Origin of the sequence: Polyangium sp. y55x31, from assembly GCF_029946505.1 — a bacterium.
Taxonomy (GTDB): domain Bacteria; phylum Myxococcota_A; class Polyangia; order Polyangiales; family Polyangiaceae; genus Polyangium.
On sequence record NZ_JARZHG010000002.1, the window covers coordinates 692,256 to 717,154 of the forward strand.

General features: G+C 69.6%; 19 protein-coding genes. 8 read left to right on the forward strand and 11 right to left on the reverse strand.

The genetic code is table 11. The features are described from left to right. Positions 1-40: 40 nt before the first annotated feature. Entirely contained in the window at positions 41-946 is a 906-nt protein-coding gene (locus tag QHF84_RS05895) for a hypothetical protein (protein WP_281312186.1), read from the forward strand. A 7-nt stretch (positions 947-953) separates the two neighbouring features. Here QHF84_RS05895 and QHF84_RS05900 read toward each other — a convergent pair whose 3' ends face one another. Next, entirely contained in the window at positions 954-1,934 is a 981-nt protein-coding gene (locus QHF84_RS05900) for a lysophospholipid acyltransferase family protein (protein WP_281312187.1), read from the reverse strand. Next, positions 1,931-2,218, reverse strand: a complete 288-nt coding sequence (locus tag QHF84_RS05905; protein ID WP_281312188.1) for a hypothetical protein — start codon at positions 2,216-2,218, stop codon at positions 1,931-1,933. Before QHF84_RS05905 ends, QHF84_RS05900 begins: the two co-directional genes overlap by 4 nt. An 81-nt stretch (positions 2,219-2,299) precedes the next feature. On the opposite strand from QHF84_RS05905, the gene QHF84_RS05910 reads away from it, so the two are divergent. Further along, positions 2,300-3,160, forward strand: a complete 861-nt coding sequence (locus tag QHF84_RS05910) for an ATP-binding cassette domain-containing protein (protein ID WP_281312189.1) — start codon at positions 2,300-2,302, stop codon at positions 3,158-3,160. On the opposite strand, the gene QHF84_RS05915 is transcribed toward QHF84_RS05910, so the two are convergent. The 3 genes from QHF84_RS05915 to rpsB all read right to left on the reverse strand — a co-directional run bounded on the left by QHF84_RS05915 (position 3,157) and on the right by rpsB (position 6,140). Then, positions 3,157-4,092: a polysaccharide deacetylase family protein gene (locus QHF84_RS05915; protein ID WP_281312190.1), complete on the reverse strand. Its 936-nt coding sequence runs from the start codon at positions 4,090-4,092 to the stop codon at positions 3,157-3,159. The two genes, QHF84_RS05910 and QHF84_RS05915, sit on opposite strands and share 4 nt — an antisense overlap. Beyond that, positions 4,085-5,023 (reverse strand): translation elongation factor Ts, encoded by a 939-nt coding sequence (gene tsf, locus QHF84_RS05920; RefSeq protein ID WP_281312191.1) that lies wholly within the window; start codon positions 5,021-5,023, stop codon positions 4,085-4,087. Before tsf ends, QHF84_RS05915 begins: the two co-directional genes overlap by 8 nt. Before the next feature lie 223 nt (positions 5,024-5,246). Continuing rightward, entirely contained in the window at positions 5,247-6,140 is an 894-nt protein-coding gene (rpsB, locus tag QHF84_RS05925; protein WP_348652840.1) for a 30S ribosomal protein S2, read from the reverse strand. Between the two features lie 333 nt (positions 6,141-6,473). Here rpsB and QHF84_RS05930 point away from each other — a divergent pair, with 333 nt between their 5' ends. From QHF84_RS05930 to QHF84_RS05950, 5 genes are all read left to right on the forward strand, one after another. Then, on the forward strand, positions 6,474-7,913 hold the full coding sequence (locus QHF84_RS05930) for an ATPase domain-containing protein (protein ID WP_281312193.1): 1,440 nt from the start codon (positions 6,474-6,476) through the stop codon (positions 7,911-7,913). Next, complete coding sequence (locus QHF84_RS05935) at positions 7,910-8,293, forward strand: response regulator (RefSeq protein WP_281312194.1); 384 nt, start codon at positions 7,910-7,912, stop codon at positions 8,291-8,293. Before QHF84_RS05930 ends, QHF84_RS05935 begins: the two co-directional genes overlap by 4 nt. Before the next feature lie 95 nt (positions 8,294-8,388). Beyond that, a complete protein-coding gene (locus QHF84_RS05940; protein WP_281312195.1) occupies positions 8,389-8,820 on the forward strand; it encodes a PilZ domain-containing protein in 432 nt (143 codons plus the stop codon). Between the two features lie 44 nt (positions 8,821-8,864). Beyond that, positions 8,865-10,973: an IPT/TIG domain-containing protein gene (locus tag QHF84_RS05945; RefSeq protein WP_281312196.1), complete on the forward strand. Its 2,109-nt coding sequence runs from the start codon at positions 8,865-8,867 to the stop codon at positions 10,971-10,973. A gap of 19 nt (positions 10,974-10,992) precedes the next feature. After that, complete coding sequence (locus QHF84_RS05950; protein ID WP_281312197.1) at positions 10,993-12,999, forward strand: IgGFc-binding protein; 2,007 nt, start codon at positions 10,993-10,995, stop codon at positions 12,997-12,999. A gap of 45 nt (positions 13,000-13,044) precedes the next feature. On the opposite strand, the gene eutB is transcribed toward QHF84_RS05950, so the two are convergent. Beyond that, positions 13,045-15,486 (reverse strand): ethanolamine ammonia-lyase subunit EutB, encoded by a 2,442-nt coding sequence (eutB, locus tag QHF84_RS05955; RefSeq protein WP_281312198.1) that lies wholly within the window; start codon positions 15,484-15,486, stop codon positions 13,045-13,047. A 193-nt stretch (positions 15,487-15,679) separates the two neighbouring features. Between eutB and QHF84_RS05960 the strand changes: the two genes are divergently transcribed. Further along, entirely contained in the window at positions 15,680-16,720 is a 1,041-nt protein-coding gene (locus QHF84_RS05960; protein WP_281312199.1) for a hypothetical protein, read from the forward strand. Here QHF84_RS05960 and QHF84_RS05965 read toward each other — a convergent pair whose 3' ends face one another. From QHF84_RS05965 to QHF84_RS05985, 5 genes are all read right to left on the reverse strand, one after another. Then, the gene (locus QHF84_RS05965) at positions 16,721-18,127 is read right to left on the reverse strand and encodes a hypothetical protein (protein ID WP_281312200.1); all 1,407 of its coding nucleotides are present in this window, start codon (positions 18,125-18,127) and stop codon (positions 16,721-16,723) included. It lies immediately after the preceding gene. A 51-nt stretch (positions 18,128-18,178) separates the two neighbouring features. Further along, positions 18,179-18,451 carry a hypothetical protein gene (locus QHF84_RS05970; RefSeq protein WP_281312201.1) on the reverse strand — a complete coding sequence of 91 codons (273 nt, stop codon included), beginning with the start codon at positions 18,449-18,451 and terminating at the stop codon, positions 18,179-18,181. Between the two features lie 416 nt (positions 18,452-18,867). Further along, a complete protein-coding gene (locus QHF84_RS05975; protein WP_281312202.1) occupies positions 18,868-21,330 on the reverse strand; it encodes a hypothetical protein in 2,463 nt (820 codons plus the stop codon). 63 nt (positions 21,331-21,393) lie between these two features. Continuing rightward, positions 21,394-23,253, reverse strand: coding sequence for a hypothetical protein (locus QHF84_RS05980; RefSeq protein ID WP_281312203.1), 1,860 nt, complete (start codon positions 23,251-23,253; stop codon positions 21,394-21,396). Continuing rightward, a complete protein-coding gene (locus QHF84_RS05985) occupies positions 23,250-24,872 on the reverse strand; it encodes an OmpA family protein (RefSeq protein ID WP_281312309.1) in 1,623 nt (540 codons plus the stop codon). The genes QHF84_RS05980 and QHF84_RS05985 overlap by 4 nt, the downstream gene beginning before the upstream one ends. Positions 24,873-24,899 lie beyond the last annotated feature (27 nt).

Sequence of the window (24,899 nt, forward strand, 5' to 3'; positions counted from 1 at the left end):
AGTACGTATGGCTTGGAACTTGCTCCTTTTCGCCCCCGCCATGCGCAAGACGATGCTCTGCTCGGCCGCGGCGCTCGCCTGGTCCCTCGTCACCGGGGTCGCCTCGGCGCAAGTACCAGCCCCGCCGCTCGAACCGCTTCCGCCCGGAGCGCCCCTCCCGCCCAACATCGTCCAGCACCCCGACGGCCGCACGACCGTCACCCGCACGCCCGAGGAGGGCGTCGACGTCCACGCGCAGACGAGCGCCGGCACGGTCCACGCCTACGAATGCGGCCGCGTCGACGTCGATCCGCGCGGCACGACGCCCACCGCGGCGCCCCACGGCGCCTGCCCCCTCCCCCACGCGTCGCCGTACCCGTACCCCTACATGCCTCCGCCTGCGTACGCCTACGCGCCCCCGCCTCCGCCGCCTCCGCCCGCGCGCAAGCAAAAACCTCGATACGCCCCGGATCCGGGCCGCCGCGGCGCGCTCATCGCGTCGAGCATCATCTTCGGCCTCGGCACCGCCACCACCGGCGCCGCGTATGTCATCTCGTTCAGCGTGAACGCGGCCTGCAGCGCCACGGAGGTCTGCGGCGTGGAGCCCTCGAAGTCCGCGCTCTACGCGATGGGCACGATCCTGACGATCACGCCGAGCGTCCCGCGTTTCGTCGTGGGCGACTGGGGCAAGGGGCTGCTCTACACGGCACTCCGGGGCGGCTCGTTCGTCGCGGGCACGATGATCGAGTGGGGCGACCCGACCTACCTCGTCCCGGTCACGTTCGCGTTCCTCGCGCCGCTCACGCTCGGCATCGTGGACCTCGCGACGACGCCGCATCGCGAGCAGCTCGAAGCGAAGAAGAAAAACGCTGCGGGTAGCTTCGAGCTTCAGGGCATCGGCCCGACCGTCGCGTACGACCTCCGCGGAAACACGATCCCGGCCCTCGGCGCGATCGGCACGTTCTGAGGCGCGCCTAGCGCTTCTTCGTCCGGCGAAGCTCCTTCCACCGCCGGTGCAACCACAACCACTGCGCGGGGTATGTCTCGACGAACGACGCGAGCGCGTCCGTGATGCGCGCCGCGATTCGCTCGACGTCGGCCCGCGTGGCGAGCGCCTCGGGCTCGATCAGATCGACCGCATCGAACTCGTGCAAGCCATCGTCGCGGCGACGGCCGAACGCGACGACGATCGGCGCACGCGCGCGCGACGCCATCAGGATCGGCGCGAGATCACACCACGCAGGCGCGCCGAGGAACGGGAGCTGCGTGACGCCGGTCGCACGCTCGGGGGCTTGATCGATCATCATCGCCACGACGTCGCCGCGCGCGAGCGCTTCGCGTACGCGCATCGTCGCGCCGCGAGCATCCACGAGCAGAACACCACGCTCGGCGCGCAGGTGTTGCCAGGTGCGATCGAGCGCGCGCCAGGACAAACGCTTCGTGATCACGTGCAGCGCCGGCGCGCGCCCCGACGGACCCACGTGATCCCTGAGCCACGCGGCCGCCGCGCACGCCGAAAGATCCCAGTTGCCCGTGTGCGCCGTCGCGACCACCACGCCGCGCTCCTGCGCGAGCGCCCGCGCAAAAAGATCCGCGGCCCGCGGCGACACCACGAGCTTCGCTTCGAGCGGCTCCTTCGGCCGCCCCGCCGTCCAGAGCAGCTCGAAGAGGCCCGCGCCGAGCGAGCCGTACATCGCGGCCGCCGCGCGCCTCGGCCTCGGCACGCCCGCGCGCGCCATGGCCGATTCGACGTGGCGTCGCCGCACCCGCACGAGCCCGCCCACGAGCGCGCCGAGCGCCGCGCCGAACGAGCGGAGCGCGCGGTAAGGCAAGAGCCCCACGAGGCGCGCCACGAGCCACATCCACACGGGTCCCCGAAGACCCTGCGGGCGCGGCTCGGGCGCGCGCTCTGCGACGGCGCCGAGCGTCTCGTCCGCTCGGCCTTCCGCGCTCAACCCAAGAAGCCTGCCTTGCGGCCCGCGGAGACCTTCGTGCCGCCGTCGAGGCTGACCGCGAAGAGGTCCTCGCGCGCCACGAAAAACATCTCGCCCTTGCTCGAGCGCGCCCGGATGACCCCGTGGGCGACGCGCAGCGCCTCCACCTTCGCGATGTTCAGCGCGACGCCGTCGTGCGCGGCGTAGAGCGTCAAGAGCTGCCCCTCCGGCAGGCGGAGCCAACCCTCCGGGTCGGTCGTCACGGAAGCGGAGTCGAGCACGGTGCGGAACATGTCCTCGGTCATGCGGCACATTTCCCGCCACGAGCCCCACGCGTCAAGCGCGAGGGCCCCTCGGACGGGACCGCGTGGTAGCCTCGACGCGCGATGTCCGCCGGAGCCGCGAGCCAATCACCCCGGATCCCGCCGGAGGATCACGTCTTCGTCGACAACGTGAAGAAATCGTTCGGGACGACGCAGGTCCTGAAGGGCGTGACGATGCACCTCCGCCGCAAGGAGACGGCGGTGATCATCGGCGGCTCGGGCGCGGGCAAGACGACGCTGCTCAGGCTCCTCATCGGCCTCGAAAAACCCACGAGCGGGCACATTTGGGTCGACGGTGAGGACATCGGCCCGCTCGGCGAGCGTCAGATGAACCGCGTGCGGCAAAAGTTCGGCATGGTCTTCCAGTACGCCGCGCTGCTCGACTCGCTGAACATCTTCGACAACGTCGCGTTCCCCTTGCGGGAGCACCGCAAGCACATGTCGGAGAAGGACATCCGCGACAAGGTCGTGGGCATGCTGAACCTGCTCGGGCTCGAGAACAAAGAGAAGCGCATGCCGAGCGAGCTCTCGGGCGGGCAGAGAAAACGCGTGGGGCTCGCGCGCGCGCTCATGCTGGAGCCGAAAATCCTGATCTACGACGAGCCCACGAGCGGCCTCGATCCGCAGACGAGCCGCATGGTCGACGATCTCATCGAGGAGACGCGTGATCGGTTCGGCGTGACGAGCGTCGTGATCTCGCACGACATGGCGAGCACGTTCCGCATCGCGCACCAGGCGTTCCTCGTGATCCAGGGCCAGGTCGTCGCCTCGGGCACGCCCGACGAGCTCGCCTATGGCGAGAGCGAGATCGCGCGTGAGTTCATCGCGGCTTCGGGCGTCGCGCCCGAGCGCATCTCGCGCGTCGAGAGCTTGAAGCAAACGCCGGAGGGCGGCGCCGCCGTGCGGTATCACCCGACGAGCTAAGCGATCGCGCGGGCAGCTTCTTCGAGCGTGACGAATTTCGCGCCACGCTTCGCGAGCACGTCGATCGCGGCCGAGAGGGCGTCGAGCCTTCGGGCGAGCGGGATCCGGAGCTCGCGCTGATGCGGGACGAGATGCGCGAGGCCGTCGCTCGCGTCGAGGAAATCGATGCCGTGCAGCTCGAGGTTCACGAGCGGCTCGTCTGCGCACTGCGCGGTGAGCACACGCGCGACGCGAGGTCCGGCGAGGGCGATCGAGGTGCCGATGAACGGTAAGCGAAGGCCCGGCGTGACCTGGATCGGTAGCTCGACGAGCGCGCGGTTTCCCGGGCGGAACAAGGGTTTGCCCGGGCGATACGGGCGCGTCGGCGCGGCGAGCACGCGCGGCGTATCGAGCACCGAAGCGCTCGTACGCCCGACGACGCGCATGGCCGCCATCACGAGCGCCTTCGCGCCGTAGTACGCGGGGCACGGGAAGACCGACGAATCGAAGCGCAGTCCGAGTTCCTCCAACGCATCGAGCACGACGTCGGTCACGGTGTACCCGGGCGCGCGGAAGCCCACGGGGCGACGGCCCGTGGCGCGCTCGATCGCGTCCTGCCCGGCCGCGATGTCACGCCGGATCTCCTCGGGAGAGGCGCGCGTGAAATCGTAGCGGTGCGAGAACGAGTGATTCTCGACGACGTGACCACGCGCCGCGAGATCCGCGAGCTTTGCAGCGCTCTCGGGCCTCGCGAGGTCCGCGCCGATGGCGAAGAGGGTGAGGGGAAGGTCGTGCGCCCCCGCGAAGTCCGCCATGCGGGCGAGGGCGATGTCGTAGACGGCGTGGAGGGCCACGGCCTCGTCCGCGAGCGGAGCGAGGCCGTGGATCTGGTGGTAGTGCGAGATGCCGTCGAGGTCGACGGAGAGCGCGCCGAAGCGCGTCCTCTCAGCCACCGGCCATCTTCGCCACTTCCGAGGCGAAGTCGGGGCCCTGCGGCTTCTCGATGCCTTCGCCACGCTCGAAGCGGACGAAGCGCACGATCTTCACGCTGCCGCCCGCCGCCTTCTCCGCGGCCTGGCGCAGCTTGTCGATCGTCTGGCCAGGGACCACGACCGACTCCTGCTCGGTCAGCGTGACCTCGCTGAACCACTTGTTGAACTTGCCCTCGATGATCTTGGGCCACGCGCTCTCGGGCTTCGGCTTCGGGTCCTCGCGGAGCTGCCCCTCGAAGATCTCCTTCTGCTTGGCCTTCGCGTCGTCGCTGATGTCCTCACGGACGAGCGCGACCGGGTTCATCGCCGCGATCTGCATCGCCGTCTCGTCGGCGAACTTCAGGACCTCGGCGTGCTGCGCGATCGCGTCGCTCTCCGTCTCGAGCGCGAGCACGACGCCGATCTTGCCGCCGAGGTGCACGTACGCGTGCGCCACGCCCGGCTTGCCGGCGGGTACCTCGACGCGGTCCCAGCGGCGGATGTCGATCTTCTCGCCGATACGCGCCGTGAGGTCGACGATCACGTCGCCCACCTTCTTGCCGCGCAGATCGCTGTTCTTGAGGTCGGCGCCGAGGGGCGCGGCCTCCGCGAGGCAGAGCACGTCGCCGACGAAGTTCTTGAACTCGTCGCTGCGCGCGGAGAAGTCCGTCTGGATGTTGACCTCGACGAGCGTGGCGGCGCGCTTGTCCGTCGAAATGGACGCGCGAACCTCGCCCTCGCTGGCGACCGCGCCGGCACGCTTGGCGCTCTTCGCGAGGCCCTTCTTCAGGATGATCTCGACGGCCTTTTCCATGTCGCCCTCGGCCTCGGTGAGGGCGTTCTTGCAGTCGCTCATGCCCGCCTGCGTACGCTCGCGGAGCTCCTTGATCGCCTGCGGATTGATGCCGGCCATGGCTCGTATTCCTCCGGAAAATGTATCGTTCGTGTTGGGGAAATCTTCGAGGTTCGGGCGCCTGGCTCGGCTCGTCCGAGCGGAGCCCCGAACGTGGACAGGATGCTCTCAGGGATCCCCGGGGGCCGAAGGTGGCAGGAAGGGCGCCACCCCGAGCGAGGCGTGAGACCTCGAGCTCGAAAGGGAGCGCCCTCCCGTCACGCTCGCCCAGCCGGGCGCGTGCTCACTGCTGGGGCTGATCGCCGCCGCCGCCGCCGCCACGACGGCCGCCGCGACCGCCACGGCCGCCCTGGTACACGTTGATCTCATCACGACGGCCGCCGCCGCCCTGCTGCGGGCCGCCCTGCTGCGGGCGCTCGCGCTCCTGCTCGCGCTCCACGTCCTTGCGGCGCTGCGAGCCCTCGAGCGCGGCGTCCGCGATCCGGGCCGTGATCAGCCGGATCGACCGGATCGCGTCGTCGTTGCCCGGGATCACGTAGTCGATGAGATCCGGGTCGCAGTTCGTGTCCGTGATCGCGATGACCTGCACGCCGAGCTTGCGCGCCTCGTTCACCGCGATCGTCTCCTGGTGGGGGTCGATCACGAAGATCGCGGCCGGCACCCCGCCCATGCCCTTCAGGCCGCCGAGGTACTTCTCCAGGCGGTCGCGCTCCTTCTCCATGCGCGAGACCTCCTTCTTGACGAACTGCTCGTACGTCCCGTCCTCCTTCATGCGCTCGAGCGTGCGGAGGCGGTCGAGGCCCTGCTTGATCGTGCGGAAGTTCGTCAGCGTGCCGCCGAGCCAGCGGTTCGTGACGAAGTACATCCCGGCGCGGCGGGCCTCTTCCTGGACGATGTCCTGGGCCTGGCGCTTCGTCCCGACGAACAGGATGCTGCCGCCGCGGCCGACCGCGTCGACGACGAAGTCGTACGCGCGCTTGAAGAGGCGCACCGTCTGGTCGAGATCGACGATGTGAATGCCGTTGCGCGCGCCGTAGATGAACGGGCGCATCTTCGGGTTCCAGCGCTTCGTCTGGTGGCCGAAGTGCACGCCCGCGTCGAGCAGCGAGCGGAGGGGCAGCGGGAACTCACCGGGGCCGGGGGGCACGAAGGTGCCGGCGGACTCGGCAGTGGACATCGAAACATCAGTCATGGCACGGATTCCTTACTCGGGTTCGGTTGGACCTCCGCTCCCCATCCTGCGGACAACCCCCCGGGATCCTCGAATCCCTGGGAGCACCGGCCGCAAGTCCCACCTTTCGGGGCGTGTGCCGGGGGAGCGTGTGGAGTCCGCTTGCCGTCGCAAAATTGCTCGGGCAAACGGGGGCGCGCATCCTGCCGCGCGAAATGGGGCTTGTCAACGGAAGGAACGGGCCTTTCGTTCGGTTCCTCGCGGTGAACCTCCTCACGCGCTATCCGTACGGGGGAAAACGCGACGACGGACGGACCACCGGCATCCCAGGGGAACGCCATGAAACAGGATGACGCCGAGCGATCCAGCCTCGACCGGATTCCGACAGGAATCGCAGGCCTCGACACCGTCCTCGGCGGAGGCTTCCTGGCCGGCAGCGTCCACCTCGTCGTGGGACCGCCCGGCAGCGGCAAGACGATCCTCGCCAACCAGATCACCTTCCGCCGCGCCGCCACGGGCCAGACGGCCGTGTACGTCACGCTGCTCGCCGAGGCGCACGCCCGCATGCTCGCGCATCTCGCGGGGTTCGAGTTCTTCGACCCGGCGTTCGTGCCCCACCGGATCGTCTACATGAGCGGCTACGGCGTGCTCGAACAGAGCGGGCTCGACGGCCTGCTCGAGCTGCTCGGCCGTACGATCCGGGAGCACGGCGCGATGTTCCTCGTGCTCGACGGGCTCGGCACGGCGGAGGAGTTCGCCCCCACGACGAGCGTGTTCAAGCGGTTTTTGCTGACGCTCTCGACCTCGGCGAGCCTGACCGGCTGCACGATGCTCCTGCTCGCCACGCAACGCGCCTCGGACCTGCCGCGGCCCGAACAGGCGACGGTGGACGGGCTGATCACCCTGGACAAACGCCGCGCCGGCGCGCGCTCGGTGCGCGAGCTCGTGGTCGAGAAGATGCGGGCAACGAAGTACGCGCTCGGCGCGCACGCGATCGACATCGACGCAAAGGGCATGCACGTCTATCCGCGGCTCGAAGCCTGGCCTTTCCAGCCGCCCTCCGTGCTGCCCCCGCACGGGCGGCTCGGCTTCGGCGTGCCGGGGCTCGACGCGATGCTCGGCGGCGGCGTCCTCGCCGGCTCGTCCACCTTGCTCGCGGGAGCGCCCGGGACGGGCAAGACGTTGCTCGGGGTGAGCTTCCTCCTCGAGGGCATCCGCCACGGCGAGCGCGGGATTTACCTCGGCTTCGGCGAGGCGCCCGCGCGGATCGTCCAGGCCGCAAAAGGCATCGGGCTCGACGCCCAGGGCGCGCTCGATCGCTCCGAGCTGACGATGCTATGGTATCCCCCTACCGAGGGTACGGCGGACGCAGTCGCGTGGCGCCTGCTCGAGGAAGTCAGCGAGGAGGGGCCGAAGCGCGTGTTCATCGACGAACTCCGCGGCTTCCGCAACATGGTGACGGACGTCGAGCGACTCGATCGCTTTCACGCAGCGCTCTGGGCCGAGCTCGCGAGGCGCGGCGCGACCACGATTCTCACGGAGACGCTCTCCCCGTGGGAGCGCGCGCCGAGCCCGTGCTCGGTCCCTCAGGCCGCGTTCGTCGACAACGTGATCGTCCTCGAAGAGGAAGAAAAAGGGCGGCGGATGCGCAGGTACGTCGCGTCGCGCAAGGTCGCGGGCGGCAAGCACGATCCCTCCTTGCGGCGGCTCCGCATTTCGAGCCACGGGATCGAGGTGGAGCGACCGAGCGCGCGAAGGCGCCTCCGGGGGAGCGCGTGAAGACGATCCTCGTCGTGGACGACGAACTCGACATCGTCGACGTCCTGAGCGACCTCCTGACCGCGGAGGGCTACCGCGTGATCACGGCCTCGAACGGGCGCGAAGGGCTCGCGCGGATCGCCGAATCGAGGCCCGATCTCGTGCTGCTCGATCGGATGATGCCCGTCGTGGATGGGGCCGAGATGCTGCGGCTGATGCGGGAAGACGCGTCGCTCGGGGGGATCCCGGTCGTGATGATGAGCGCAGCCGAGGGGCGGAGGCTCTCCCAGGAGCTCGGGTGCGCGGCGTTCCTGAAGAAGCCCTTCGACCTCGGGACGCTGCTCGACACGGTCGCGCGGCTCGCCGGCAGGGGCGATCGGGAAGAGGTCGCGCGGGGCTAGGAGACCCCCCCCAGGATCGCCTCGGGCGTTCGGCCTTGTCACGAGCGACGCTCCCGCGGGAAGATGGCTCCCCGAGCGCGCGCCGAGGTACGCCCATGAGCAACCAAGATCGTGAAGAAGAAGGACCGCTTTCCGAAGGCCCCGTGTCGGGCCCCGCATCGGACCGCCGCACCGCGTTGCGGCACATGGCCGTCTTTCCCGCCCACGTCGACACGGGCAACGGCAACAAGCGCACCGCGGTGATCCGCGATCTGAGCGTCTCGGGCGCCCTTTTGCTCACCCGCGCGCGCGTGAAGATCGGCGACGAGGTGACGCTCTCGCTCTACCTCACGGGCGATCCGAACCACGCTCGCGAGGTGAAGGGCCGCGTCGTACGGGACGAGCGGCGCAGCGTCGAGGTCTCGGACATCTGGCCGTATGCCGTCGCCATCCAGTTCAACGAGCCGTTCGAGGACATCGAGCCCGACGTGAAAGCGCTCGCCGAGAAACAAGCGAGCCTCGGCCTCATCGGCGGCAAGGATCCCTGAGCCGAGCCTCGCCCGTACCTGCCTGCATCGCGTACACTCGCCGTGTGCGCGACCTCAACGCCAGCCCGAGAAAGCTGCTCCTCCGGGGCTTTTTGCTCTTCGCGCTGACCGCCTCCGCGTGTATCGCCGGCGCGCCCGAGGGCATCCGTCGCCAGACCGACGGCGACGGAGACGATCCGCTCATCAATTTCGACGGAGGCGTGCCGCCCATCGACGCTGCGCCCGAGATTCCGAACACGGATCCCTACGCCGTGCTCGGCGCCGATCCCACGCACGGCCCCTTCACCGGCGGCCAGCGCGTGCTCATCCGCGGCAACGGCTTCGCGGCGGCCACGCGTGTCTGGTTCGGCGAGGTCGAGGCCGACACGTCCACGATGGTGCCGATCGATCCGACCCGCCTGCAGATCGTCGCGCCGAAGGGCTCCGCGGGCCCGGTCGCGCTCACCGTGCAGAAGGGCGACGACGAATCGACGCGCCGCTCGCTCCCCGGCGGATACGCGTACGACGCGCTGTATGCGGCGCCGTCGAGTGGCCCCGTCTCCGGCGGCACCGTCGTCGAGATCGTCGGCGACGGCACGAGCTGGGGGCCCGGAACGGTCGCCAAGATCGGGGGCAAACCCTGCACCACGCAGACCGTCAACGGACCGACGTCGATCACGTGCACGGTCCCCAAGGGTACGCCCGGCGCGAAGCCTGTCTCGGTCGACGCGGGTGATGGCCAGCCGATCGTCGTGCTCGACGGATACACCTACGAGGACAGCACGAACGGCTTCAAGGGCGGCCTCTCCGGCGCTCCGATCGCGGGCAAGCTCAAGGTGCTCGTCTACAACAATTTCACGGGCGATCCGATCCCCGGCGCGCACGTGATCGTGGGCAGCGATCTGCCGTCCGCGCTCGTGAAGCAGGCCGATTCCACGGGCGTGACGCTCTTCGACGATCCCTCGCTCGACGGGCCGCGCACCGTGACCATCGCGGCCAAGTGCCACAGCCCCATCACCTTCGTCGACGTCCCCGTCGACACCGCCACCGTCTACCTCGACCCCGTCTTGAGCCCTGCTTGCGTGGCCGACGGCGATCCTCCGCCCGTCGGCGGCAAACCCGGCGCCGGCGGCGGCATCCGCGGCGAGCTCGTCTGGACCGGCAACGTCGAGTTCAAGAAATCACCCTGGATCAACGTGCCCGCGCCCGCGCCGGGCGAACGCCAGGCCGCGTACGTCTTCCACGCGAACCAGGACTCGACCGCGACCTTCCAGCTCCCGCACCCCTCGAACGCGATCCTCCCCGATGCGCCCGGCGAGATCGGCTACCAGTTCCAGCTCGGCAGCGGCGCTGGCAACCGCGCGCTCTACGCGCTCGCCGGCGTCGAGACCACGAACACCGCGTCGCCGAAGTTCACGGCGTACGCGATGGGCATGGTGCAAGGCGTGAGCGTGCTGCCGGGAGCGTTCACCGATCAGGTCTACATCGTGATGGATCGGACCCTCGATCAAGCCCTCACGATGGACGTCGCGCCGCCCGCGCCGGGGCCGAAGGGGCCGGATCGCGTGCGCGCCACGGTCTCCGTGATGCTCGGCAACGACGGCTACGCGATCCTGCCTTCCGGCGTGAAATCGCCGCTCCTCCCGCTCGCCGGGCCCATCCCGTTCGTCGGCCTGCCCGCGCTCGACGGCTCGCTCTTCGGCGCGGCATACATCTCCACGGCCCGCGCGGTCACCGGCCCGCAGGCCTCGGCGCCGATGTCCGTCGTCGGCCGTCTGCTCACCACGAGCACCGCGGAAAACCTCGTCGTGGACGGGTTCGTCGGCGTGCCGACGCTGAACACGCCGGCGAGCGGCGCGGCCTGGGACGGGCGACACCTCGCCACCACGTTCGGCGCGGGTGGCTCGGCGATCGACCTCTCGGTCTACGACATCACGAGCGGCGGCGGCCTCATTCGCTGGACCGTCGTCGTGCCCAAGGGCTCGCACGCCGTCGAGGTCCCCGATCTCTCGGGCTTCCCCTTCCCCGAAGGCGGCCTGCCGAAGGGGCCCATCACCATCGGCGTCTACGGCGCGCGTGTCGACAACTTCTCCTACGGCGCGCTCCGTTATCGCGACATCCGACCGAGCGGCATGAGCGCCTACGCCCTCGACTACTTCAACGTGTTCCTGTGACCTCTGCGAGGAGACGCGCATGAACGAGCGATCCAGGCGCTCGAGGAAGCTCGGCACGGGCGCCCTCGTCCTCGGCACGACGGTCCTCGTCGCGAGCTGCTTCGACAAATCCACCCGCTGGGAAGAGGTCGAGCCGAAGCCCCCGCCGCCGCCCGTGTGCGAGGTCGGCCTCGAACGATGCACGACCGCGCTCGAGCGCTGCACGGACACGGGCGCCGGCGTGGCGTGGACCGTCGTCGAGGACTGCGCGGCCGAGGGCCTCGTCTGCGCGCCGCTCTTGTTCCGCTGCACCACGTGCATCCCGAATGCTGGGAGCTGCAAGGGACAGGAGGCCTATCGCTGCAACGCCGACGGCACCGCCGCGACGCTCGTCGACACGTGTGATCCGTCGAAGGGCATCGCTTGCCGCGCCGGGAGCTGCGTGGACCTCTGCGGCCGCGCCACCGTCGAGAAGAGCAACGTCGGCTGCGAGTACTGGGCGGTCGACCTCGACAACGCGATGATCGACGCGACCAGCAACGCGGCCGCGCAGCAGTTCGCGGTCGTCGTCTCGAACCCGCATCCGGACATCGCCGTCTCCGTGCACATCGCGCAGGACGACGGCCTGCCCGGCTCCGCCGCGGCGCCTTACGACATCGCGACCGCGGTCATCGCGCCCCTGAACCTCCAGGTCTTCAAGCTCGGCCCGCGCGAGGTCGACGGCAGCCCCGAGGGCGAATACGACACGGGCACGCACACGGCGCTGACGAGGCACGCCTACCGCGTCCGCTCGGATTTCCCCGTCGTCGCGTACCAGTTCAACCCGCTGGAAAACGTCAACGTCTTCTCGAACGACGCCTCGCTCTTGAAGCCGACCGAGGCGCTCTCGTTCGGCGTCGAGAACACCGTCATCACGTCGTACGTCGTCGTCGGCTGGCCGCAGACGATCGCCGCGACCGACGATCCGGACACGAACTTCAACCCGAACGACCCGACCAACCTCCGCTCGTTCCTCACGGTCGTGGGCACGCAGCCGAACACCACCGTGCGCGTGAAGACGACGGCGAAGGTCGTGGGCGGCGGCCCCGTGCCCGAGACACCCGAAAACGGCATCATCGAGGTGCAGCTCGACGCGTTCGACGTGCTCAACCTGGAGACCGGCGATTTCAACGCCGACTTCACGGGCAGCACCATCGAGTCGAACGGTCCCATTGCGGTCTTCACCGGCGGCGAGGCCTCGGACGCGCCCCATTTCCCGACCCTGGCGTATCGCCGCTGCTGCGCCGATCACCTCGAAGATCAGCTCGATCCGATCCGCACCGCCGGCAAATCGTTCGCCGTCCCGCACACGCCGAGCCGCACGCGAATGGTCAAGCAGGCCGGCGGGCTCATCGAAGAGGTCCCCGAGCCCGATTACGTGCGTTTCGTCGCCGCCTCGAAGGCCGGCGCGAAGATCACGACGAGCCTGCCCCCGCCCTACGACGTCATCGAGCTGAAATGGCTCGGGGATTCTGCCGAAGTCACGACGTATCGCAATTTCACGGCCGAGAGCACGGAGCCCATCATCGTGGCGCAGATCATGGGCAGCCAGGACGCCGCGGGCGTGCGGCGCGGCCTGCCGGGCGGCGATCCGAGCCTGCTCATCGTCCCCCCGCTCGAGCAGGCCCGGCCCGATTACGTCTTCCTCACGCCCGACAAATACGTATTCGATTACATCTCGATCGTCGTGCCCGCCGACCAGGGCGTCCTGCTCGACGAGATCCTCCTCGGCCCCGACGCCTGCGAGATCACCCCGGCCGACGGCCTCACGGTCGAGGAGCGCGGCGGCAGTCCACCCGAGCTCCTCGTCTACAACTGCCAGCTCAGCTTCCCGCTCATCCAGGGGCTCGCGAACTTCGTGATCACCTTGCCGGGCAAGCAAAACGATGGCGTCCACCGGGTCGTCGCCGGCGTGCCGGTCATCGTGACCGTGGGCGGGTTCGATTCGTACGTGAGTTATTCGTACGCGGCGGGCACCGAGCTGCGGGCGATCGCGCTGCCGCAGTGATCACGGAGAGGGGCTCGCCCGGGAAGGCGAGCCCCTCGCGCGACGTCAGGGCAGCGACTTCGACTTCAGGTTGTTGAGCTGCGTCACCACCTGTTTCGCGGACTCCACCGGATCATTCGAGGCGTACGTCGTGTCGGCGAGACCGGCGAGGACACTCGTGATGTCGTGGTCGACCTTGCCCGCCTCTGCCCAGTACGCGACCGTCGGAATCGTCATGTACACCGAGAACGCGCGGTGCTCGCTGCCGGGCCGCTCGCCGATGATGTGCACGACCGCTCGTTTGCTCTGCTTGTCCGCGAGGTTTCCGAAGAGAATCTCGCCGACGTGATACCCCGCGCGCACGCGCCCCGCCGTGCACACGATGTGCTCGGGCGCGACCTTGTAACCGGCCTTTTCGAGCTCCGCGCGCAGCGCCGGCAGGAACTTGTCGACGTGGCCCGGATCCGAGATCGAGAAAGCGTTCAGGCCTTCCGAAATCATGATCTGCACGTCGTACTTGGCCGCGTGCGTGTCGCGTAGCTTCGCGACCTCGCGGACCGCGTCCTCCTTGAGCTGCTCGCCCGTCGGCGGGTGCAGGATGTAATCGTCGCGATCCTTCGCGCCCGTCCAGACCTTCACCACGCTCGGGATCGTCGCGACGAACGCCGGATCGAGCTCGGCGAGGATGCTCTTCTTGCCGTCGGCCACGAGGGCGCGGATGTACTGATCGAGCTCGGGGTTCAGATCCCACGGGTTTGCCCCGTAGCCCTCGGCGATGAACACGCCCCGCTTCTTCACGGCGTCGAGCGCGTCGAGCGTCTCCTGCGCATTCATGATCTCCTCGACCATGCGCGGATCCCCCTTCGCTTGCAGATACTTCGCATAGACGTACTTCACGTTGCCGAAGTACTGCGTGGGCTTGCCCTGCGCGTCGATCACGCCGAGCTCCTGGAAAAACGCCCACATCTTGTCGTCGACCTTGTAGCCGAACTTCTCGCGGATCCGGACGTGGTCCTGGAACGCGGTCGTCAGGTACGACAGCATCGGATCGTTCTTCGTGGGCAAACCCATGAGGTACGCGGGGTTCGCCGGCATGATCTGGTCGATGCACCAGTCGAGATCGTCGAGATCGACCGACATGTGCAGCGTCGAGCAGATATCGAGGCCGATCGGCAGCCCGTGCAGCTTGCCCATCACGATGTCCTCCAGGCAGCAGCGCACGAGCTGCTCCTTCGTGCGGAAGACCTCGGGGCCGATGAAGCCGGCCACGTCGTTCAGGTGCACCCACGGCGCCTCGGGGTTGCCCGCGGCCTTCTGCGCCGCGGCGACCTTCTTCTTCAGCGCGCGCGCGAAGCCGTACTTGCGCGATTCGTGCACGACCATGTCGAAGCCCGCGCCGTGGCCGTTCGTCGCGTCCGCGCCCTGCCCCGTCTCGAAGTAGAGGCCGTATTTGCCCGAGCGCGTGGCCGCGTGGTTCAGCATCTTCTCCACGGTCACGTCGAACGTCGCGTTCGCGTCCACCGTGCTGCCGAGGCTCTGGAACCAGAGCGCCGTCGAGCCCGGGAACTGCTTCTCCACCTCGGCCTGCACGTCGATGTGCGCGAGACAGCAATGCGGCAGCGTGTCTTCGAGCTTGAACGTGACGAGCACGTCCTTCAGCGCCTCCTCGATGGCGTGCACGCTCGGGACCTCGCTCGACACGGGGTTGTTGCCGAGCACGACGTCGCCGACCGCGAAGGCGAAGCCGTTCATGACCTGCCAGATGATGTCGTTCGTGTCGTCCGTGGGCGAGTTCGGCTGGATACGCGCGCCCATGTAGCCCTTGGCGCCGATCTTCGAGCCCGGCAGCGGGTTGAACACCGTCTGGCCGACCTTGATGAGCTCCTCGTTGCTCATGAGCTTGACGATCATGCCGATGATGTCGCTCGGCAGGCCCACCATGACGGCCTTGATCTCGTCCTCGGTCTTTTCGAGCAAAAACGATTTGAGCTCCCCCATCTTCCAGGCGCGCACGCCCTCGAGCGCGGGCGCGTCGGTCGCCTCCATGATGAGGGAATGGACCGCGTCCTCGAGCATCGGCCGATCCGCGAGATCGCCGATCTTCGTGTTCGAAAGCAGCTTGCGCGCGTTCTGCCGCGACAGCTCGTCGACGGCGGCGATCCCGAGCGCCTCGTCGCCTTCCTTGAAGTCGTTGGCGGCGCCGATCACGGCCTTGTAGAACTCGTGGTCGTACTTGCCTTTGACGCGGGTGACGTACGTGATGACGTCCTCGCCGTCCCTGATTTCGGGGATGGATACGCCGGAAGGCTCGGTGGGCGTCCCCGGGCCCTGCGCGACCGGATCGGAGCCACACCCCGCCGCGAACGTCGCGGCGACGCCGCCAAGGAGCCCCATCATGAAGGTGCGACGGCGGAGCGCGAGGCGCGCCACTGTGGGAAGCGCCGCGGCCGCCATCCGAACCTGCCGAGGTCTACGAGGACGAGTGAGCTCGTTTGTCAGCTTCTTCATGCGATCGTGCTCCCAAGCAACCATCCAAGGAGTCGTCACCCGCATAGCGGCGAGCCTCGTGGAACCGGCCCACCACCCGCGGAAGGTGCCTTTCGAATAAAGCCACCCCGGCTCGATTGTAGGTCGAGCCTCCTCGCTCTGGCAACGCCCTCGTCGCGGAATCGGGTATGGTGGTCACCGAGCGAGGCACGACATGGCTTACAACCGGCGGATCGGGACTTTCGTGGGGCTCTTCGCGCTTTTGGGCGGGTGCCAGATCGTTGGCAGCATCGAGCCGGACCTCGTGCTCGCGTCCGGCGACGAGATCTGCGGCGACGGCGTCGACGACGACGGCGACGGCCTCGCGGATTGCGAAGACCCCGATTGCGGCACGAGCCTCTGCGTCCCGAACGCTCCTCCCGGCTGGGAAGGCCCGTTCTGGGTCCGCCGCTCGGCCTGGGACGGCACGTCCGGGCCCTCGTGCCCCGCGGGCTTTTCGGGCTCCGCCCATTACATGTCCCCCGCGCCCGCGACGTGCACGCCCTGCGCGTGCGGCGACGTCCAGGACGGCGCTTGCGCCCCGCCGAAATTCCGGTGCTGGGCCTCCAAGAATTGCTCGGGAGATGCCGTCAACACGACGCTCCAGAACGTCGGGCAATGCGACGCGCCGTTCGGCCCGTTCCCGCTTGCGTCCGCGAGCTGCCGCATCATCGGCCCGGGCGCCGTGCAATCGGAGGGCGCGTGCGTGGCGAGCGGCGGAGAGCTCACGGAGCCGCAGCTCTTCCAGCAGATCGTCTCGGCCTGCGAGCTCGCCGCGACGACTGGCTGCGCGGAGGGCTCCACCTGCGCGCCGCCGCTCGAACCCGGAGCGCGGATCTGCGTGCGGAGCAGCGGCGGCGGCGTATGTCCGAGCGGCTGGGACGGAGAGACGCTGACGGCGTATGCAGGCGGGCAGGACGCGCGGACCTGCAGCGCTTGCACGTGCACATTGGAGGGCGCCGGATGCGAGGGCGGCGCCTATCGTGCGTTCGATACGAACAGTTGCACCGCGTCCGGATCGGGGGCCGACGCGGCTCCCCCGATCAACATCACGGACGAGACCTGCGTCGACGTTTCCACGCTCGCCGATTCCGGCACGTTTTCGATCCTCGCCTTCGAAGCCAGCGCCTACACCGGCTCCTGTACGTCCCCCCAGGGCGGCGCGCCGAGCGGCGCGGTCCTGCTCGAAGGCGCCATCAAATATTGCTGCCGTTAGTCATTCCACACGAAATCGCGGATCCTGCCTGATTTCGCGGATCCGCTCGCGCGCCCAGGGTTCGTCCGGGCCGATGTCCGCCGAGTCGCCGCCCGCGCCGATCGAGATGGTCCGGCCGCCTTCCAGGTCGAGATCGCAGAGCCCCTCGCCCCAGAGGATCGCGGCCTCGATCGGGCGGCGCTCGGCGCGGGGTCCGGTCGGGCCGAGCACGATCTCGAAGAGCTGCCCGAGGTCGTGCTTCGCGCCGCCGCGGCAAAAACGCGGGGCGCTCTGTGGCACGTGCTGGCCGAGCTCGCCGAGCAGGAAGGGCAAACCGAGGCTCCGGGCGATCGTGAGGTCATGGTCGAGCTTCCACGTCGCGCGGGCGAACGCGGGGTCCTTGTTCGAAGGCGCGACGGCCGTGTACACGTGCGCCGTCCAGACGAGCCGCGCGCGCAGGGAGGCGGGCAGCGCCTCGATCCACGCGCGCTGAAAGGACACGTAAGACGCCTCGTGCCCGCGCAGGTCGCCGAGCAGGATCGGGTGCGGGAAACGCTCGCCGAGCAGGCGGAGCGCCGGATGCACGAATTCATTCACCCAGGCGGAGGCTTCGGGCCCGTCCCAGGTGCCGCGCGCGACGTTCCGGAAGGTATCGAGCTCGTTGACGAGCTCGAAGGCCAGGATCGCCGGATCCCCCGCGATTTCGGGCCTCGCCGCGAGGGCCTCGATGCGCTCGGCGAGGGTGCCCGCGCCTTTTTCTTTCCACCCGCCTTCGAGATAAAAACGTCGAGCAAAAAAGGGGCTCTTCGGATCCTGGTCGTCGAGCGAGCGCGTGCTGTCCGGGGCCCCGTAGCCGGCCTGGTGGTTCTGCAGCGTGACGATGAAGCGCAAGGGCCGCTCGCGGCGCGCGTTTTCGTCGAGCAGGAGCGCGAGCATGTCGGCGGCGTGCTTGATCTCCGACGGCGAGCCCGTTTGCTTCAGCGAACCCCACAGTCGCACGACGGGCGCGCCGCTCCGGGCCACGGCGTCGAGGGCGGTGCAGGCGACGCGGCGGCGATCGAGCTCGGTCGGCCCTCCCTCGTAGAGCAGTTTGTCGAGAAGATCGAACAGGTGCGTCCCGACGAACCGCAGCCGGACGGATCGACCGGCGAAGTCCTGCTCCATGTGCCCGATCACGCCGGGTTTGGCAGGAACGACCCGCGCCAATCCGTCCGGGCGCGGCCAGGCCTCGGAGACCCCGACGGTCTCGGGGCAAGCCGGATGCGGGCGCGGCGCCTTAAGCGAAGGGAGATTCGCGCGCAGATTCGGAGGCGGAGGCGAAACCAGAACCGGCGTCGGATTCGTGAGCGGCGCGGGCAGGACGGCGTCGGGGCGCGACGGCGCGTCACACGCGGCGACGATGCAAAAGAATGCCAGATAAAGACGCATGGCGGGACCGAGGAGACCGAGCTTCCTCCACGAAAGGCCCACCACCCGAAATCAGGAAAATAAAGTGGGGAGGAACTGCTGCATTTGCTTGGCCTGGGCCTCGGCGCGCGCGCGGCAGGCTTCGAGGCGGGCGCGCAGCGGGCCGTCGGCGTCCCGGGCGCCGCGGCGAAAGACCTCGGCCGCGCGCTCGTGCGTGAGCTTGAGCAAAGGAGCGAGGCTCTTCTGATCGACGCGCATCGGAGCGTCGAGCAGCACGATGCACGCTTCGGCCGCATCCCGCAGGTCCGATGCGTCGAGGGCGTCGGCGACCGGGAGAAGCTCCACGAGCGACTGCCTGAGTGTGTCTCGCCCGCCTCTGGGTATCACGCTGGACATGAGGATGCGGTCCAGGATAGCGGAGGAATTCGATTCGGCCATCCGGGGCGTTATTTGTCGCGACGCGGCATGCACATCGAGCGCTCGCCTTGCCTCGAAGCGCCAAGATCGTGCCGCAGGGGGTGCACCCCGGACGGGTGATTTCGATGAGACCGGTAACCCCTGGGCTCCCTGGCTACGGGTGTCCTGACAAACGCAAAACGAGCGAGAGGCACGATCGGTGCGCCCCTCGCTCGCGAGAGCAGCAGCGTCCCCCCCGAGCCGCTGCCTGCTCTCCTGCCCGATCCTACCCCGCGCGCGCCAAAAAGCCCCACGTCCGGAGAGCAATCCCCTGTGGGGATGTCGGTTTTTGGGGAGACGAAAATCTAGCTGGAATGGGCCGAGGCGCCCTGGGGCAGATCGATCTCGGGCACGGTCGGGCGTTCGCTGGTGGGCGTGACGCGGTCGCCGGGCAGAGGCTCGGGGCGGGGCTCCGCGAGCCGGGTCGGCCGCCGCGCCGCAGGGACGAGCACGGCGGCGAGCAGCACCGAGGCGCCTCCGCAGAGCACGGCCGCGCTGTAGCCGAGGCGGAGCGCGAGCAGAGTGCCGCCGAAAAGCGCGAACGCGGCGAACGATCCGGCGACGGCCATCGCGAGGGGAAGCGCGCGATCGGCGATCGAGGAAGCGATGCGCGCGCCGAGCGCGAGGAGCGCGCCGAGGCCGAGGCCGATCACGGAGAGGATCGCCGCGGCGACGCCGAGCCGCGCCGGCAGCGTGAGCCCGAGGGCCAAGCCGAGCGCCGGATCGAGGCCCATCGCGAGGGGCGCGAGGACGAACACGAGCGCGAGCGACCAGCGCTGCGCCGCGCCCTGCGCGCCCACGTCCCCGGGCCGATGCCCGAGCCCGAAGCCCACGCCGAGCGCGAGCAAAAAGACGAGCGGCAAGACGAGCGCCACGAGATCCGCCCGGCCCACGACCGCGCCGAGCCGCGGGATCAGCGCCCCGCCGATGAGCGAGATGCTCGCCGCGGAAAAACCGAGCGCGAGCGCGGCGCGCAGGATCGACCCGCGGGAAGCGCCCTCGAGCGTCCGCCGCGCCGCCACGAGCGGCCCGAGCAGCGCGACGAACGCCGCGAGCGCCGTCACCACGAGGCCGGCGGCGATCGTCAAGAGCCCGCGCTGGTTCTCCTTCAGCCCGCGCACGTCGAGCAGCGTCTTCTTCAGGTCTCCCGGCGCGACCGTGGAGAACCAGAAGGGACGATCGTCCGTCGGCGGCCGGAGATCCGTGCCCTGCCGCGCCGAGAGCTCGGCCGGATCGGCGCCCTCGACGATCGAGCGACGGAGGTTACCTTTTGGCGCCTCCGCCATGAGCAGCTCGGCGAACTTGTGCCGCCGGCAGTGCGAGCGGAGGTTCGTGAGCTCCTCGGCGCGGAGCGGCGTGCGCTTGACGAGGACCGTGCTGATCCGGTCCTTCGTGCAGCCGAAGAGGTGCGTCGCGGGCGCCTCTGCCCCCGTCTCGCGCAGCGCGCTCGTGACGAGCGCGACGAGCCGATCCGCCTCCACCTCCGGCCGCGAGAGCGTCACGGTGCCCTCGGGGACGACCGCGAGGATGAGATCTCGCACGGCCTGCGTCGTGAAGAGCGGGCTCGGCGTGGCCGCGACGGCGCCGACCGGCGAAGGCGCGAAGGCGTCGAAGTATCCGACGACGATGCTGCGATACGGCACGGGAGGACGCCGCACGTATCCGCGTGGCCCCTCGATCGCGACCCGGATCTCGGGTTTGTCGTAGAGCTCTCCGCTCCACGCGCGCGACTCGCCGCGCATCACCTCGTGCACGATCGCCGGGTCCGCCTCGACCGCGTGAATCTCTTTCTGGTTCTGACGGAGCGCGGACCTGAGCTCGCGCCCGCCGGCCGAGCCCACGACGAGCACGGGCCCCTTGTCCTTGTGGAGCACGTAGCCGAGCTCGTCCGGCGTGGCCGGCGGCATCTGCTTGCCGTCGTAGATCTGCGTGCCCATCGTCCCGTCGGCGCGCAGCCACGCGGCGCCCGCCGAGGGTTTGTCCACGGTGAGCAGGGCGTGGTTCGTCCAGTGCTGGAAGGAGACGCGCTCGATCTGGATCCACCGGATCGCCGCGAGCTTGAGGTACGGCGCGCCGATCTCGCCCGCGAGGAGCACCGAGCAGCCGAGCACGAACGTCGTGACGACCCCGAGGTGGACGCGCGGCGGCTCCGCTTCCCCGGACGAACCCTCGCCCTCGGCCTCGACGATCTCACGCCGCGCCGCGACCGCGAACAGCGCCGCCGCGAGGCTCGCCGCGATCGCCGCGCCGAGCCCCACCCGCGCAGGCCCGAACCGCAGGACGAACGCCGCCACGACGACGCCACACGCCGCGCCGAGGAGCCCGCTCTTGCCGACGTCGGCCACGCGCCGCCGCGCCACGCCGAGCGCGCCCGTGAGCGTCACGCCCGCGAGGAGGAACGGCAGGAGCGAGGTGCCGAGGAAGATCGCGAGCTGGCCGAGCGCCGCGCGATCGAAGGTGTCCACGGAGCGAGCGCGCACCCCGACCACGACCGAGACGGCCATCGCGCCCGCGGAGAGCGCGGCGAAATGTGCGACCGGCGCGGCGCTGCGCGGCGATTTCCCGATGCCCCGCACGAGCGAGCCGAACCACGCCCCGAGGCCGAGCCCGAGCGGCAGGAGCGCGAGCCACACGAGCTCGAAGTGCGGGCCCAGCAAGGCAGAGAACAGCCGCACGAGCGCGATCGAGAGCACCACGAACGCGGCGAGGTAAAGCGCGATACCCCCGGCGAGGGCCCTCGACTGGCTGACCGACATTGCGAGGGACATCGTCTAGCACGGGTCGAAGCTCGTTGACCCGCCGAATCTCTCGCGTTCGGTCGCTCGCGTCCCTCAGCGTTCTTTGCCGAGCGGCGAGAGCGGCCACGGGCGGAGGAGGGGTACGGCCGCCGTCGGGCCACTCTGCCGAAGCGCGCGCGTGCACTCGTCGACGAGCAGACGCCGCGGCCCGAACGCCGTCCCGTTCGCGGCATCGGCGTCCATGAGCCGCGTGGGCGTGTCGCGGCCGAAATCGTCAGGGTGACCAGGATCATCGAGCAGCACGTGCCCGAGCTCGTGCGCGAGGGCGAAGCTCGCGCGGTCGGCCCGGAGCGCGGCGCGATCCGTGATGAGCACGTTGCGCACCGCGCCGCCGTCGGCGCCGATGAAGCTCTCGCCGATGCGGCCGCTGCCCGCGAAATTCGGCACCACGATCACCTCGATGGTCGATGGGTCCCCGTCGTCGAGCGCCTTGATGAGCGCGCGCTCCTCGACCGTGCCCGCGATCGCGTCGATGTCGTTGAAGTGCTGCAGCCCGTCTTCCAGCTCGACGCGCCCGATGCACGCCGTGAGCAGCGCGTCCGTGCTGACCGGCCCCGACGCGGGCGGCTCGACGAGCGCCGGCTCGCCGCTCTTGCGCCGCACGAGCACATCGGAGCTGCCGCGCGCGCCCGCCGCGATCGTCGCGTTGTCCGAGACGCGCGCCACAAACCCTGCCGCGGCGATCGCCGTCGCGAGCACGCGCGCCGCGCCCGCGGGCGTCGTGCCTTTTTCGAGCGCCGCCGCGACCTCGCGCCCGTCCACGCGCACGCGCACCTTGCCGCCGCCCGCCGCGGGCAAGCCATGATCACAGCCGAGCGCCACGAGGTGCGGGCGCGGCGGATCCACGATCGTGATCTCCGTCTCGGCGGGCGGCCCGAAGCTCACGCCGCACGCGCCCCAGAGCGTGCTCGCCTGCGCCACGTCCGCGCGCGCGAGCGCCACCGCGCCCGCGTCGTCTCCGCCCACGGGCGGCGGCCCGCCGGGCCGCGGACGCACGAGAAACACGCGCAGCACGCCCCGATATCGCACGAGCGGCCCGAGCGGCGAGACGCGTGGTCCCGCGATGCGCAGGCCTCCGAGCTTGCGCGCCTCGCTGACCAGCGCGAGCTCCACCGCGCCGCCGAGCTCCGCGCGCACCGATCGATCCCGCACCGTCGGGTGGTTCCGATCGATCTCGTCCGGCACCACGCGGATCGGCGCGGTCGAGGCGCACCTGAGCGACGCGCCCACGCCGTCGGGACATGGAACCGCGCCGAGCATCAAGGGATCGAGCCGATCGACGATCGCGCCCGACGGCGCGCGGCCCGTCACGCGCACGACCGGCGGCAGATCGTCCGGCGTGGCCACGACGACGAACCGCACCGCATCGGGGTTCGTGGTGTTCGAATACGGATCCGCGGGCAGCCGCTCCGGCGGCGTGCGCTCGAGCGAAGCGTGCGAGCGCGCCGGATCCACGAAACGACCCTGCCCATCGACAGGCCGCACGTCGATCGCCGCGATCGTACGCGTTCGTCCGAACGCCTTCACCTCGCCGCGCCCCGCCCGCACGGCTTGCAGCGCGACACGCTTCGCGCCCGCGGGGATCACGCTCCCCGCGAACGGCCGCCCATCGACGAGCAGGCGCGCCACGTCGCCGCGGACCTCGATCGTTCGATCCTTGCCCTTGGGCAACGCGAGATCGAACAGGTCCGTCGACGGCGCGACGACGTCCTGCTCGGCGTCGGGCCGACCATCGAGATCGTCGTCGTCGCGATCGACGCCGAGCACGATCCGATCGTCGGCCTGCGCTTCAGGCAGGCTCTCCGAGCTCCCCTGCCCCGCGGCGGCGAGGACGACCCCGAGGACGAGCGCGCGCCCGAAGGGCCGACCGCGCGCGCCCCGGGCGAGGCTCACCGCCCCTCGATCGCCTGCGTGACGATGTGGAACTCGACGCGACGGTTGCGCGCTTGCCCCTCGGCCGACACGTTGCTCGCGACCGGCTTGCGCGCGCCAAAGCCCTTCGATTGGAGCCGGCTCGCCGCGATGCCACCCTTGTTGATCAGGTAGTCACGCACGGCTGCGGCGCGGTTCGCCGAGAGCTTGTCGTTGTACTCGGGCTTGCCGACGTCGTCGGTGTGGCCTTCGACGCTGACGAGCTTGATCTCGGGGTTCGCCTTGAGCAGGCGCACGACCTCGTCGAGGATCGGGTAGCTCTTCGGCAAGATCACGTTGCTGTCGAACTCGAACTCGACCTGCTTCGTGATCTGAATCTCGCTCGATCCGCTGATGCGGCGGACGAACTGCGGGCAACCTTCCTTCTCGGGATCGTCGCCGCGCATGCCCGGCTCCTTCGGGCACTTGTCCTCGGCGTCGGGCACCGTGTCCTGATCGGCGTCGTCCTCGGGGCAGCCGTCGCGATCGTCGATGCCGTCCTTGTCCTCGGGGACGGCCGGACACTTGTCGACGTTGTCGGGGATGCCGTCCTTGTCGAGATCGGACATCGTCGGACAGCCGTCGTCGGGGTTCGGCGGCGCCTTGTCTTCCTTGTCGACGGGGCACATGTCGACGAGGTCCGGGAAGCCGTCCTTGTCCGTGTCGACGTCGTCGCGGAACTGGTAACGCGCCGAGCCAGCGCCGACCTCGGTGTCCTTGAGCTGGAAGGCACCGCCGACGACCGCGACGATGCGCATGTCGGGCGCGTAGCCGCCCGTGAGGCGCGAGCCGACCGAGAGACCCGCCCACGAAAGTTTCTTCGCGTCGAGCGCCATGCGACCCGAGAGCGACCACTCGAGCGGCGAAGCGTCGAGCTCGCCGAGCGTCTCGGGCAGCATGCCCACGGAGCCGAAGAGCTCGGCCCCGATGCGCAGGCGATCCTGCATGAGCGGCACGTAGCCGCCGACGCCGTACGTGAGCTCGCGGCCGACCGTGAGCTCGTGCAGCTTCGCGGTGGGCCGGATGGCGAACCCCGCGTTCAGCGCAATGAAAAACTTCTTCGCGTCGTACTCGGTGGCGATGCCGACGCTGCCCCACGTCTCCTTGTCGCCGCCGAAGGAGAACTCGTCGCCGGTCGGCAAGAAGACCGACGCGCGCAGGCCGAGCTTGAAGGACTTGTCCTCCGTGCGGAACACGAGGAAGCGGCCATCGAGCCGCAGATCCATCGGCGCGAAGGCTTGCATGTTGACATTCTGGTTGAGCCCGGCCGTCGAGTTGCCGGTGGGGCTGCCGCTCTGGTAGAGCGCGAGCGGGAGCGTCACCTGCACCGCGCCGCGCTCGAGGATCTCGGCGCCGGCCGTGAGGTACGCCGCGAGCTGGTTGGCGACAGGCGCGCCTTTGAGCGTCTGGGCCTTGTCGATGTTGTCGACGTGGTTGTCGACGCGAAGCGGGTTCAGCGAGAAGCCGAGCCCGAACTGACCGTAGAGGCGCGTCTGACCGATCTCGGGCCGCCAGATCGCGAGGCCGTCGGCAGGCGCACCGCCGATCTGCAGCCGGTCGAGGTAAAACGTCTTGTCCTGCGCGTGCGCCGCGAGGGGCACGAGCAAGGTGGCAAGGAGGCTAGCGCC

Excerpts from the sequence above, each read along its gene's own strand:
- QHF84_RS05950 (WP_281312197.1), top strand. The coding sequence starts at position 10,993 with ATGAACGAGCGATCCAGGCGCTCGAGGAAGCTCGGCACGGGCGCCCTC.
- QHF84_RS05975 (WP_281312202.1), bottom strand. The coding sequence starts at position 21,330 with ATGTCCCTCGCAATGTCGGTCAGCCAGTCGAGGGCCCTCGCCGGGGGT.
- eutB (WP_281312198.1), bottom strand. The coding sequence starts at position 15,486 with ATGAAGAAGCTGACAAACGAGCTCACTCGTCCTCGTAGACCTCGGCAG.
- QHF84_RS05910 (WP_281312189.1), top strand. The coding sequence starts at position 2,300 with ATGTCCGCCGGAGCCGCGAGCCAATCACCCCGGATCCCGCCGGAGGAT.
- QHF84_RS05905 (WP_281312188.1), bottom strand. The coding sequence starts at position 2,218 with ATGACCGAGGACATGTTCCGCACCGTGCTCGACTCCGCTTCCGTGACG.
- QHF84_RS05960 (WP_281312199.1), top strand. The coding sequence starts at position 15,680 with ATGGCTTACAACCGGCGGATCGGGACTTTCGTGGGGCTCTTCGCGCTT.
- QHF84_RS05965 (WP_281312200.1), bottom strand. The coding sequence starts at position 18,127 with ATGCGTCTTTATCTGGCATTCTTTTGCATCGTCGCCGCGTGTGACGCG.
- rpsB (WP_348652840.1), bottom strand. The coding sequence starts at position 6,140 with ATGTCCACTGCCGAGTCCGCCGGCACCTTCGTGCCCCCCGGCCCCGGT.
- QHF84_RS05895 (WP_281312186.1), top strand. The coding sequence starts at position 41 with ATGCGCAAGACGATGCTCTGCTCGGCCGCGGCGCTCGCCTGGTCCCTC.
- tsf (WP_281312191.1), bottom strand. The coding sequence starts at position 5,023 with ATGGCCGGCATCAATCCGCAGGCGATCAAGGAGCTCCGCGAGCGTACG.
- QHF84_RS05940 (WP_281312195.1), top strand. The coding sequence starts at position 8,389 with ATGAGCAACCAAGATCGTGAAGAAGAAGGACCGCTTTCCGAAGGCCCC.
- QHF84_RS05930 (WP_281312193.1), top strand. The coding sequence starts at position 6,474 with ATGAAACAGGATGACGCCGAGCGATCCAGCCTCGACCGGATTCCGACA.